An 11,971-nucleotide genomic window follows, 5' to 3' on the forward strand; every position below is an offset into this window, starting at 1 on the left:
AGGCAATAGTATGACTCCCGCCTGCGCGCAGGCGGGGTGTCGCAATCAGGGTGATGTGAAAAGGGCGCTATGGTACTGGATGGCAGGACGTTCGTCACGCGTCAAAAAAGCCCCATCTGCCCTGTCATCAGTGTAGCAAAGTCATCTTCCATGAAGGGTAAGATCCCATCGGCGACGGGCTCTAACTGCTTCGTTAAATAGTGATCGTAGTCGAGCGCGCCCTGCTGATAATCCACCGGCTCCGGGCCGTTTACCGTCCAGACATATTTAATGGTGCCGCGGTTCTGATACTGCGCCGGACGTCCGAGGCGCGCGTTATGCTCATCGGCCAGCCGCGCCGCGCGAACATGCGGCGGCACGTTGCGCTGATATTCGCTGAGCGGGCGGCGCAGGCGCTTGCGATAGACCAGTCTGTCGTCCAGTTCGCCCGCCATCAGCCGGGCGATGGTATCGCGGATGTAATCCTGATACGGCTCGCGGCGAAAAATCCGCAGGTAGAGATCCTGCTGGAACTGCTGGGCAAGCGGCGTCCAGTCGGTACGCACTGTTTCAAGCCCTTTAAACACCATGCGCTGGCGGTCTCCTTCCTGAATCAGCCCCGCGTAGCGCTTCTTGCTGCCGGTCTCCGCGCCGCGGATCGTCGGCATCAGAAAACGGCAGAAGTGGGTTTCAAACTCCAGCTCCAGCGCGCTCTCAAGCCCCATGCTCTCCTGCAGATGCTGTTTCCACCACGCGTTAACGTGCGCCACCAGCCGCTGGCCTGTCTGCGCGGCCTCCGCTTCGCCGTGCGGGCTTTTCAGCCACACGAAGGTGGAGTCGGTGTCGCCGTAAATCACCGTGTAACCCTGCGCTTCGATAAGCGCTTTGGTCTGACGCATGATGTCATGGCCGCGCATGGTAATAGAAGAGGCGAGGCGCGGGTCGAAGAAGCGGCACGCGCTGGTGCCGAGCACGCCGTAAAACGCATTCATAATGATTTTCAGGGCCTGGGAGAGCGGTTTGTTGCCAAGCCGTTTGGCCTCTTCGCGCCCCTGCCAGATCTGCGTGACGATTGCCGGCAGGCAGTGCGTTTTGCGCGAAAACCAGGCGCCGATAAAGCCTTCCACGCTCGCCGCGCTGTGCGGCGCGCCGAGCCCTTCCACCAGACCGACCGGGTCGATAAGAAAGGTGCGAATAATCGACGGGTAGAGGCTTTTGTAATCCAGCACCAGCACCGAGTCATACAGGCCGGGCTGCGAATCCATCACATAGCCGCCGGGGCTTGCCTGCGGCGGCACCGCGCCGAGGTTCGGCGCCACGAAGCCCGCGCGGTGCATACGCGGAAAATAGAGGTGGCTGAACGCCGCCACCGAACCGCCGTGCCGGTCAACGGGCAGGCCGTTGACCGTGGCGCGCTCCAGCAGAAACGGCATAATCTCCGTTTTATGGAAAATGCGCGTCACCAGCTCGCAGTCTTTCAGGTTATAGGTGGCGAGCGCGGGTTTGTCTTCGGCGAAACGGCGGTCAATCTCCTCCATGCGCTGCCACGGATTGTCGATGGCTTTGCCTTCGCCGAGCAGCTCCTGCGACACCGCCTCCAGCGAAAACGACGAGAAATTCCAGAAGGCGGATTTTAGCGCCTCGATGCCGTCGATAATCAGCCGCCCGGGCGCCTGTGCGAAAAACACGCCGTTTTTAAACCCGTGCTCGCGCCACTCCAGATCGCTGCCGCCGCGACCGAGCCGCAGCGGCACGCCGTAGCGCTCGGCATGTTTTTGCAGCATACGCAGATCGAACTGGACGACGTTCCAGCCTATCAGCACGTCCGGATCGTGCCGGGCGAACCAGGCGTTGAGCTTTTCAATCAGCTGCGGGCGGCTTGCGACATATTCCAGTTCGAAATCGAGACCAGAGGCGTCGCCGTTCTCCGGCCCGAGCATGTACACCACGCGGGAGCCGCAGCCTTCGAGACCAATGCAGTACAGCTCGCCGTGGCGGGTGGTTTCGATATCCAGCGACACCCATTTGAGCGGCGGGCGATAGTGCGGATTGGGTTTCAGGCGGGCGTTAATTAACCGGTCGCCCTGACGCTCGCCGCTGACCCACACGGGGGCGGTGATAAAGCGCTCCATCAGAAAGCGCTCCGGTGGGCGGATATCCGCCTCGTAGACCGTTACGCCGTTCTCGCGCAGCAGCTTATCAAGGCGCATCAGCTGGCGGTGCGAAGCGCGCGTCGTTCTCCTGCGTCAGCAGGCTTTCGGCGCGCGGACGTTCGGCCTGCGGGATAAACGCCACCGACTCCTGCGGCGGCAGGCAAACCCGCAGCGGCCCGGCGTCCGTCGCCAGCCAGAATTCAATCTCTGTGCCCTGCGGGGTATCCCGCCAGTGTCGGCTTAAAATAAACCCCTGATGCGCTTCAGCCACGCTGCGTACTCACGTAAAAAACCAGGCGTGATTATAGCCTGGTTGAGGGTGTTTTGCTGGGGTTTTATACAGGTGTATTTTCGCCCGGCGGCGCTGCCGGGCGCGGTTTTACTGCCCGTAATACGCTTTTGCGCCGTGTTTGCGCAGGTAGTGTTTATCCAGCAGCGTCTGCTGCATGTCCGGCAGTTCGGGCGCGAGCTGGCGGCAGAAGATGCCCATATAAGCCACTTCTTCCAGCACAATCGCGTTATGCACGGCGTCGACCGCGTCTTTGCCCCAGGCGAAAGGGCCGTGCGAATGCACCAGCACGCCGGGCATCTGGGCCGGGTCGATGTCGTGTTCACGGAAGGTTTCAGCGATCACCACGCCGGTTTCCCATTCATACGCGCCGTTAATCTCTTCATCCGTCATTTTACGGGTGCAGGGGATCGCGCCGTAGAAGTAGTCGGCATGCGTCGTACCGGTCGCCGGGATAGGCAGACCCGCCTGCGCCCAGATGGTGGCGTGGCGCGAATGGGTATGCACGATGCCGCCGATGGTCGGGAACTGTTGATAGAGCAGGCGGTGAGTCGGCGTGTCGGAAGAGGGCTTTTTGGTGCCTTCGACGACCTCGCCGGTCTCGATGCTGACTACCACCATATCGTCGGCGGTCATCAGGGTGTAATCGACGCCGGAGGGCTTGATAACCAACACGCCGCGCTCGCGGTCAACCGCGCTGACGTTCCCCCACGTCAGCGTCACCAGATTGTGCTTTGGCAGCGCCAGATTGGCTTCCAGCACCTGGCGCTTGAGTTCTTCTAACATTGTCGTCTCCATGCCGGAGGGCGCGTCGCGTACGGCCTGCGATATCACAGGCCGGTCAACGAGCGCCGTCGGGCAGTCGTGCGTTAACGTTTGAAGCCGTAATAGACTTCATTCCAGCGCAGCGCGTCTTTAAAGGCCGGCAGGCGGGTGTCGTTGTCGATAACGGCAAGTTCAAGGTCGTGCATTTCAGCGAACAGGCGCATGTCGTCGAGCGTCAGGGCCTGGCTGAAGACGGTGTGGTGCGCGCCGCCTGCGAGGATCCAGGCTTCAGAGGCCGTTGGCAGATCCGGCTGGGCTTTCCACAGCGCGTTGGCGACCGGCAGCTTCGGTAGGGAGTGCGGGGTTTCCACCGCGTCGACGCAGTTCACCAGCAGACGGAAGCGATCGCCCAGATCGATAAGGCTCGCGTTCACCGCCGGGCCGGTGGTGGTCGAGAAGATCAGGCGCGCCGGATCGGCTTTGCCGCCGATGCCGAGGTATTGCACGTCGAGGATCGGTTTTTCCGGCGTGGCGATGGTCGGGCAGACTTCCAGCATGTGGGAACCCAGCACCATGTCGTTGCCGTTTTCGAAGTTGTAGGTGTAGTCCTCCATAAAGGAGGTGCCGCCTTCAAGGCCGGTGGACATCACTTTCATGATGCGCAGCAGCGCGGCGGTTTTCCAGTCGCCTTCACCCGCAAAGCCGTAGCCCTGCTGCATGAGGCGCTGAACCGCGAGGCCCGGCAGCTGTTTCAGGCCGTGCAGATCTTCAAACGTGGTGGTGAAGGCGTGGAAGCCGCCGTCCTCCAGGAAGCGCTTCATGCCAAGCTCGATGCGCGCCGCGTCGATAACGTTCTGGCGTTTATCGCCGTTGATCTGCGCGGCGGCGGTCAGGCGGTAGCTGCTTTCATATTCATCCACCAGCGCGTTGATATCGCCTTCGCTGACGTCATTAACGATAGCCACCAGGTCGCCCACGCCCCAGGTGTTCACCGAAAAACCAAACTTGATCTGCGCCGCGACTTTATCCCCTTCGGTCACCGCGACTTCACGCATGTTGTCGCCAAAACGCGCCACTTTCAGATGGCGGGTATCCTGTTTCGACACCGCCTGACGCATCCACGCACCGAGACGCCCCTGGGACTGCTTATCCTGCCAGTGGCCGGTCACGACGCTGTGTTGCAGACGCATACGCGCGCCGATGAAGCCGAACTCGCGGCCGCCGTGGGCGGTCTGGTTCAGGTTCATAAAGTCCATGTCGATGCTGCCCCACGGGATCTGGGCGTTGAACTGGGTATGGAACTGCAGCAGCGGTTTGTTGAGGATGGACAGGCCGTTGATCCACATCTTGGCTGGCGAGAAGGTGTGCAGCCACACCACCAGGCCCGCGCATTTATCGTCGTAGTTAGCGTCACGACAGATGGCGGTGATTTCGTCCGGTGTGGTGCCGAGCGGCTTTAACACCAGCCTGCACGGCAGTTTTGCTTCGGCGTTCAGCGCATTCACCACCTGCTCGGCGTGCTGATTCACCTGACGCAGCGTTTCAGGGCCGTAAAGGTGCTGGCTGCCAATCACAAACCACACTTCGTATTGATCGAAAATTGTCATCATCGTGTCCTTAATGTGTCAGGGCCGCCTGGCCTGCGTGCTCGGCAGACTGCGGGGTGGCGGCTGAAGGGAGATAGTGTTGTTCCGCGCTTTGCGACCATTGCTGGAAGCGGCGGTAGAGTTGTTCGAAACGTGCGGCGCGCTCTGGTTGCGGCTCCAGCGTGCTTTCAATCTGGCTGGCCATCGCCTGCTGCGCCTGCGGAATGTCGGCATGCGCGCCCGCCGCGACGGCGGCGAAGATGGCCGCGCCCAGCGCGCAGCACTGATCGGAGGCGACGATTTGCAGCGGACGGTTCAGCACGTCGCAGCACACCTGCATGATCACCGGGTTTTTACGGGCGATACCGCCGAGCGCCATCACGTTGTTAACGGCGATACCCTGGTCGATAAAGCACTCCTGAATGGCGCGCGCGCCGAAGGCGGTGGCGGCAATCAGCCCGCCGAACAGCAGCGGCGCGTCGGTGGCGAGGTTAAGATCGGTAATAACGCCTTTCAGGCGCTGGTTGGCGAACGGCGTGCGGCGGCCGTTAAACCAGTCGAGGATCACCGGCAGATGATCGAGCGACGGGTTTTTCGCCCACGCTTCGGTCAGCTGAGGCAGAAGCTGTTTTTTGCTCGCCTCGATCTGCGGTTTCAGTTCCGGGTGCTGTTGCGCCAGGGTGTCGAGCGGCCAGCCGAGCAGGCGACCAAACCAGGCGTAGATATCGCCAAACGCCGACTGACCGGCTTCCAGCCCGATGAAATCCGGCACCACGCTGCCATCCACCTGACCGCAAATGCCTTTCACGGCGCGATCGCCGACATCCGCTTTTTCCGCCACCAGAATGTCGCAGGTGGAGGTGCCAATAACTTTGACCAGCGTGTTCGGCTGTGCGCCTGCGCCCACCGCGCCCATATGACAGTCAAACGCGCCGCCGGAGATGACCACGCTCTCCGGCAGGCCGAGGCGCTGCGCCCAGTCGGCGCAGAGGTTGCCCACCGGAATGTCGGCAGTGAAGGTGTCGGTAAACATCGGGTAGTCGAGATGCTGGTTAATCAGCGGGTCGAGCTCGTCGAAAAAGCTCGCGGGCGGCAGGCCGCCCCAGCTCTCATGCCACAGCGATTTGTGTCCGGCGCTGCAGCGGCCGCGGCGAATATCCGCCGGGCGCGTAGTGCCGGAGAGCAGAGCGGGCACCCAGTCGCACAGTTCAATCCACGAGGCGGCGGCCTGGGCCACGGCGCTGTCCTGGCGCGTTACGTGCAGAATTTTGGCCCAGAACCATTCGCTGGAGTAAATGCCGCCGATGTAGCGCGAGTAATCCGCTTTGCCCGGCGTATGGCACAGGCGGGTGATTTCTTCCGCTTCGTCCACCGAGGTGTGATCTTTCCAGAGCACAAACATCGCGTTGGGGTTGTCGGCGAACTCCGGGTTCAGCGCCAGCACGTTGCCGCTGGCGTCAATCGGCGCAGGCGTCGAGCCGGTGCTGTCGACGCCGATGCCCACGACGGCGGCGCGCTGTTCCGGCGAGAGTTCCGCCAGCACGGTTTTCAGCGCCGCTTCCATTGATTCAATGTAATCCCGCGGATGATGGCGGAACTGGTTGCGGGCCGCGTCGCAATAGCGCCCCTCCTGCCAGCGTGGATACCACTCAACGCTTGTGGCAAGTTCGGCACCGGTGGCGCAATCCACCGCCAAAGCCCGAACCGAGTCGCTGCCAAAATCGAGTCCCAGCGCAATAGCCATCTTCATACTCCATGCGATAAACAAACATGGAGAGAACATTAGTTTTACCCCGTCAAAAGGGTCAGGGTGGATCCGCTGAACTTATGGATAAAAATGCTGTGAAGCGAGAATTTGTGACGCCACGCAAATATTCGATGTGGACATTTCTGCCGCACTTATAGACACTTCGGTTATGTATTAAAAAGCCTGACAGCGACGGCAATACAGGTTATTTTCTGTAATAAAGCGGGCTTAAGCTGCGGGCGTCGCCCTGAAGCGCGCCCCCGTACCTGCCGGTTGCGGCTAAAATAACGATATGGACAAATGGTTTCTTCACTCTCGCTTCGGAGCGCCGTGAAAATGGCTGAAACGCAAAACGATCCTCTGCTGCCCGGTTACTCGTTCAACGCCCACCTGGTGGCCGGACTGACGCCGATTGAGTCCGACAGCTATCTCGATTTCTTTATCGACCGGCCGCTCGGTATGAAAGGCTTTATTCTCAACCTGACGGTGCGCGGCGAAGGCGTGGTGAAAAATCAGGGTAAGGAATTTCTCTGCCGCCCCGGCGATATGCTGCTCTTCCCGCCTGGCGAAGTGCATCACTATGGCCGCAGCCCGGAGGCGAAAGAGTGGTATCACCAGTGGGTCTACTTCCGCCCGCGCGCCTACTGGCATGAATGGCTGAACTGGCCGGCGATTTTCGGCCAGACCGGGTTTTATCGCCCCGATGAAGCGCATCACGAGCAGTTCTCGGCGCTGTTTCAGGCGATCATCGACGCCGCTCAGGGGCCGGGGCGCTATGCCGAGCTGCTGGCTATCAACCTGCTGGAGCAACTGCTGCTGCGCCGCGTCGAGGCTATCAGCGAATCGCTGAAGGCGCCGCTCGACAGCCGGGTGCGCGACGCCTGTCAGTACATCAGCGATCATCTGGCCGACAGCCATTTTGATATCGCAAGCGTCGCGCAGCACGTCTGTCTGTCGCCGTCGCGCCTGTCGCATCTCTTCCGCCAGCAGCTGGGCGTCAGCGTGCTGAGCTGGCGCGAGGATCAGCGCATCAGCCAGGCGAAGCTGCTGCTCAGCACCACGCGTATGCCGATTGCGAGTGTCGGACGCAATGTCGGGTTTGAAGATCAGCTCTATTTCTCGCGCGTCTTTAAAAAATGCACCGGGGCGAGCCCGAGCGAATTCCGCGCCGGATGTGAGTAAGGCAGGGCGGGCGTTGTGTCATGCCTGGTAAAGTAAAGTATGGTTAAAGAAGGATGTCTTGACGCAGGACATGGCGCTCAGGAGAATCCTCTCTTCGTCACTTTACCGGATGCGTTATGGAAGCTTTGCTGGAACACTTTATCACTCAGTCAGTGGCGTATTCGCTGATTGCCATTGCGCTGGTAGCGTTCCTCGAATCTCTGGCGCTGGTCGGGCTGCTGCTGCCTGGCACCGTGCTGATGGCGGCGCTCGGCGCGCTCATCGGCAGCGGCGAGGTGAATTTCTACCAGGCCTGGGCGGTGGGAATTATCGGCTGCCTCCTCGGCGACTGGATCTCGTTCTGGCTCGGCTGGCGTTTTAAAAAGCCGCTGCATCGCTGGTCATTCCTGAAAAAACACAAGGCGCTGCTCGATAAAACTGAACACGCGCTGCATCAGCATAGCCTCTTTACCATTCTCGTCGGACGATTCGTCGGGCCGACGCGCCCGCTGGTGCCGATGGTGGCGGGCATGCTCGATCTACCGGTGCGTAAATTCCTGGTGCCGAATCTTCTCGGCTGCCTGCTCTGGCCGCCGTTCTATTTCCTGCCGGGTATCCTGGCAGGGGCCGCTATCGACATTCCGCCGGAGATGAAAAGCGCCGCGTTTAAATGGCTGTTAGGCGGGGTGGCGCTGCTGATATGGCTGGCCGCGTGGCTGCTGTGGCGCTGGTGGCGCAGCGGCAAAACCGAAGACCGCCTCACGCGCTATCTGCCGCGCGCGCGCCTGCACTGGCTGGCGCCCGGCGTGGCGGTGGCGGCGGGTGTGGCGCTGTTTGCAATTCAGAGCCATCCGCTGATGCCGGTCTATCGCGCGATCCTCTGGAAAGTAGTCACCGGCGCTCAGTGAGGCGCAATGCCGAGCAGCGCTGAGGCGCTGGCCTCGCCGCTCAGCAGTTGCGCGGTGGGGCCGTCCCAGACGATTCTGCCTTCCACGACCACCAGACTGCGCGGGGCGATGCGCGCCGCGTCCTCCACGCTGTGTGAGACCATCAGAAGCGTTGTGCCATCTTCCTCGCAGAGTTGCTCCAGCAGCGTCAGCATCTCCTGACGCAGCGCCGGGTCGAGCGCGGAAAACGGCTCGTCGAGCAGCAGAATCGGGCGCTGGCGCACCAGACACCGCGCCAGCGCGACCCGCTGACGCTGGCCGCCGGAGAGCGCCGTGGGCAGCCGCTCCAGCAGATCGCCAATCGCCATTTTACCCGCCATCTCTTCCACCTGACGCTTCTGCTGCGCGTTCAGGCGCAGGCCGGGCGACAGCCCGAGGCTAATGTTCTGGCGCACCGTCAGATGATTAAACAGATTATTTTCCTGAAACAGCATCGACACCGGGCGCTGTGACGGCGGCGTGTGGGTATGATCTTCGCCCGCGAGGCGCAGCGTGCCGCTCGCGGGGGCGAGAAACCCGGCAATCAGGTTGAGCAGCGTGCTTTTGCCCGCGCCGCTTGGCCCCAGCACCGCTATCCGCTCGGTCTCGCGCACGTCGAGCGTAAAGCGCATCGGCAGATGGTGATACAGCCAGGTGAGATCAGTCAGTGTCAGCATGGCGCCCCGGAAGTTTTTCAATCAAGGTGAACAGCAGAAAACAGAGCATGAGCAGCAGCAGCGCCGTCACCGCGCCCGCATCGCTGCGATAAGCGCCAATCTGCTGGTAGAGGTAAAACGGCAACGTGCGGAAATCCTCATTGCCGAACAGGGCCACCACGCCGAAATCGCCAATCGACAGCACGCAGGCGAACGCCATCGCCTGCGCGAGCGGTACGCGCAGCGCGCGCGCCTCCACCAGTCGCAGCCGGTTCAGGCCGCGAATCTCAAGCGACGCGCAGAGCGCGCCGTAACGTGCGGCGATGTCACGCATCGGGTTATCCAGCACTTTCAGCGCGTAAGGGATAGCCATCAGCGCGTTGGTGAAAATCACTATCGCGTCGGCGCGCTCCGGCAGGCCGATGGTGGCGTTCAGCAGCAGGAAAAAGCCGGTCGCGAGCACGATGCCCGGCATGGCGAGGATCAGCACGCCGCAGAGCTCCAGGCTTTGCCCCGCAAGACGGCGGTGTCGCAGGTGGAGCTCGCGGATGCTCCAGAGCAGCATCATGGTCAGGATAACGCACAGCAGGCCTGCGGCAAGCGCGATGCGCAATGATGTCCAGAGCGCGCGCCACAAGGCCGGGTCGGCGAGCGCGTGGCGAATGTCGCCGCTCAGGCCATCTACCAGCACCGCCAGCAGCGGCGGCAGCAGCAGCAGCAGCGCGGCGGCAATCAACAGGCCGTCAGTCAGTTTGCTGCGCCACGAATCTTCCGGGTTGCGCCAGCCGCGCACCAGCGTCGCGCCGACCGGAATCGCTTTGCTAAGCCGTTGACTAAGCAGAATAAGCGACAGACAGCAGCCCATCTGAATCAACGCCAGCAGCGCGGCCCGGCCCGGATCGTAGTCGTAGCTCAGCGCCTGATAGATGGCAAGCTCAATGGTGGTGGCTTGCGGCCCGCCGCCGAGCGCCAGCACCGTGGCGAAGCTTGCAAAGCACAGCATAAAAATGAGCGCGGCCACCGGTGGGATTTGGCGGCGCAGCCAGGGCCACTCCACCAGTCGGAAGAAATCCCAGCCGCGCATGCCCAGCTGCGCGGCCAGCTGGCGCTGTTCGCCGGGGATCTGCGTCAGGGTCTGGTACAGCAGACGGGTCGCCATCGGCATATTAAAAAAGAGGTGCGCCAGCAGAATGCCCTGTAAGCCGTAGGGCGAAAAAGACCATTCGATGCCGAGCGCCGCGCAGAGGGCGGCAAGCCAGCCGCTGCGCCCGTAAACGCTGAGCAGGCCGAAAATCGCCACCAGCACGGGCAGGATAAGCGTCATGGCGCACAGGCGCAGCAGCGTTCGCCGCCCCGGAAAGCGACGGCGGTAGAGCGCGCGGGCAAGAGGAATGGCAGGCACGACGGAGATCAGGGCCGAGAGAAACGCCTGCCAGAAGGAGAAGCGCACCACATGCCACAGGTAGCTGTCGTTCAGCAGGGCGCGGGCATCGGTGTGCGGCGCGTGCGTCCAGAGCGCCGCGAAGGCCGCCAGCGCCACCGCTGCCATCAGCAGGGCGGCGATGAGGCCCGGCCAGAGCCAGCCTGGGATCAGCGGCTCACGGCGCGTTGCCATTCGCTCGTCCATTGCGCGCGCTGCGCGGCCACATCCTCAGCGGTGAATTGTAGCGAGGTGTGCGGTTTCGTCAGCGCGTTGAAGCCCTCCGGCAGCGCGACACCCGCGACCGGATACATCCAGTTGCCGGTCGGGATCGCATTCTGGAACGCAGGCGACACCATAAATTTGAGGAATTTTTCCGCCAGTTCCGGCTGTTTGCTGGCGGCGGTGCGCCCGGCGACTTCCACCTGCAAATAGTGGCCTTCGCTAAAGTTCGCGGCGGCGTAGTTCTCTTTTTTCTCTTCGATAATGTGGTAGGCCGGCGAGGTGGTGTAGCTCAGCACCAGATCGCCTTCGCCTTTCAGGAACAGGCCGTAGGCTTCGCTCCAGCCCTTCGTGACGGTGACGGTTTTCGCCGCGAGTTTCTGCCACGCGTCCGCCGTTTTGTCGCCATAGACTTTCTGCATCCAGAGCAGCAGGCCAAGCCCTGGCGTGCTGGTGCGAGGATCTTCATAAATGACGCGCCATTTCTGGTCGCTCTCCACCAGTTCTTTCAGGCTTTTCGGCGGGTTTTTCAGCTTGTTTTTGTCATAGACGAAGGCGAACCAGCCATAGTCGAACGGCACGAACGTGTCGTTACTCCAGCCGCCAGGCACAGTGACCGCGTCTGCCGGGACGCCACTTTTCGCGAACAACCCGGTGGCGGTCGCGGCCTGCAGCAGGTTGTTATCAAGCCCCAGCACCACATCGGCTTTGCTGTTTTTGCCTTCCATGCGCAGGCGGTTGAGCAGCGAGACGCCATCTTCCAGCGCCACGTATTTCAGCTCGCAGCCGCACTGCGCCTCAAAAGCGGTTTTGATTTTCGGGCCAGGGCCCCATTCGGAGGAGAAGGAATCGTAGGTGTAGACGGTCAGTACAGGTTTGGCAAAAGCCGGGACGGCGACCAGCGCCAGCAGCGGAAGCAGTTTTTTTAACACTTTGCACCTTTATCAAATGGGGGCAAAGGATTTTGAGCGGTAGCCTCAAATCCCTTCGCCGGCGTTATCCGGATCAGGTTCGACGGGTATTATCTCAGCGCGCCGGTTTTCCGGCGGCACCCCGTTGAGAACGGC

The 11,971-nt window shown here is 61.7% G+C and carries 8 protein-coding genes, 1 pseudogene and 1 riboswitch; of the genes and pseudogenes, 2 read left to right on the forward strand and 7 right to left on the reverse strand.

Annotation, left to right across the window (positions count from 1 at the left end; translation table 11 throughout):
- Positions 1-101: 101 nt before the first annotated feature.
- The 4 genes and pseudogenes from polB to araB all read right to left on the reverse strand — a co-directional run bounded on the left by polB (position 102) and on the right by araB (position 6,516).
- Positions 102-2,403: pseudogene (gene polB / locus AFK67_RS03505) on the reverse strand (DNA polymerase II).
- A gap of 108 nt (positions 2,404-2,511) precedes the next feature.
- A complete protein-coding gene (gene araD, locus AFK67_RS03510; RefSeq protein WP_007747869.1) occupies positions 2,512-3,207 on the reverse strand; it encodes an L-ribulose-5-phosphate 4-epimerase in 696 nt (231 codons plus the stop codon).
- An 83-nt stretch (positions 3,208-3,290) separates the two neighbouring features.
- Complete coding sequence (gene araA / locus AFK67_RS03515) at positions 3,291-4,793, reverse strand: L-arabinose isomerase (RefSeq protein WP_032966227.1); 1,503 nt, start codon at positions 4,791-4,793, stop codon at positions 3,291-3,293.
- A 10-nt stretch (positions 4,794-4,803) separates the two neighbouring features.
- Positions 4,804-6,516 (reverse strand): ribulokinase, encoded by a 1,713-nt coding sequence (gene araB / locus AFK67_RS03520; RefSeq protein WP_007709870.1) that lies wholly within the window; start codon positions 6,514-6,516, stop codon positions 4,804-4,806.
- 339 nt (positions 6,517-6,855) lie between these two features.
- Here araB and araC point away from each other — a divergent pair, with 339 nt between their 5' ends.
- Positions 6,856-7,701, forward strand: a complete 846-nt coding sequence (gene araC, locus AFK67_RS03525; RefSeq protein ID WP_134792895.1) for an arabinose operon transcriptional regulator AraC — start codon at positions 6,856-6,858, stop codon at positions 7,699-7,701.
- A 116-nt stretch (positions 7,702-7,817) separates the two neighbouring features.
- On the forward strand, positions 7,818-8,588 hold the full coding sequence (locus tag AFK67_RS03530; protein ID WP_007709861.1) for a DedA family protein: 771 nt from the start codon (positions 7,818-7,820) through the stop codon (positions 8,586-8,588).
- Here the strand turns inward: AFK67_RS03530 and thiQ are convergent.
- Genes thiQ through thiB form a run of 3 tightly spaced genes read right to left on the reverse strand, consistent with a single transcriptional unit; the run spans position 8,582 to position 11,836 of the window.
- Positions 8,582-9,283: a thiamine ABC transporter ATP-binding protein ThiQ gene (gene thiQ / locus AFK67_RS03535; protein WP_007709859.1), complete on the reverse strand. Its 702-nt coding sequence runs from the start codon at positions 9,281-9,283 to the stop codon at positions 8,582-8,584. The two genes, AFK67_RS03530 and thiQ, sit on opposite strands and share 7 nt — an antisense overlap.
- Complete coding sequence (gene thiP / locus AFK67_RS03540) at positions 9,267-10,877, reverse strand: thiamine/thiamine pyrophosphate ABC transporter permease ThiP (protein ID WP_007709857.1); 1,611 nt, start codon at positions 10,875-10,877, stop codon at positions 9,267-9,269. The genes thiQ and thiP overlap by 17 nt, the downstream gene beginning before the upstream one ends.
- Complete coding sequence (gene thiB, locus AFK67_RS03545; protein WP_007709855.1) at positions 10,853-11,836, reverse strand: thiamine ABC transporter substrate binding subunit; 984 nt, start codon at positions 11,834-11,836, stop codon at positions 10,853-10,855. Before thiB ends, thiP begins: the two co-directional genes overlap by 25 nt.
- A gap of 32 nt (positions 11,837-11,868) precedes the next feature.
- Positions 11,869-11,970, reverse strand: a riboswitch (TPP riboswitch).
- Between the last annotated feature and the right edge of the window lies 1 nt (position 11,971).

It is taken from the genome of Cronobacter dublinensis subsp. dublinensis LMG 23823 (assembly GCF_001277235.1).
GTDB lineage: Bacteria > Pseudomonadota > Gammaproteobacteria > Enterobacterales > Enterobacteriaceae > Cronobacter > Cronobacter dublinensis.

Excerpts from the sequence above, each read along its gene's own strand:
- araD (WP_007747869.1), bottom strand. The coding sequence starts at position 3,207 with ATGTTAGAAGAACTCAAGCGCCAGGTGCTGGAAGCCAATCTGGCGCTG.
- araA (WP_032966227.1), bottom strand. The coding sequence starts at position 4,793 with ATGACAATTTTCGATCAATACGAAGTGTGGTTTGTGATTGGCAGCCAG.
- araB (WP_007709870.1), bottom strand. The coding sequence starts at position 6,516 with ATGGCTATTGCGCTGGGACTCGATTTTGGCAGCGACTCGGTTCGGGCT.
- araC (WP_134792895.1), top strand. The coding sequence starts at position 6,856 with ATGGCTGAAACGCAAAACGATCCTCTGCTGCCCGGTTACTCGTTCAAC.
- AFK67_RS03530 (WP_007709861.1), top strand. The coding sequence starts at position 7,818 with ATGGAAGCTTTGCTGGAACACTTTATCACTCAGTCAGTGGCGTATTCG.
- thiQ (WP_007709859.1), bottom strand. The coding sequence starts at position 9,283 with ATGCTGACACTGACTGATCTCACCTGGCTGTATCACCATCTGCCGATG.
- thiP (WP_007709857.1), bottom strand. The coding sequence starts at position 10,877 with ATGGCAACGCGCCGTGAGCCGCTGATCCCAGGCTGGCTCTGGCCGGGC.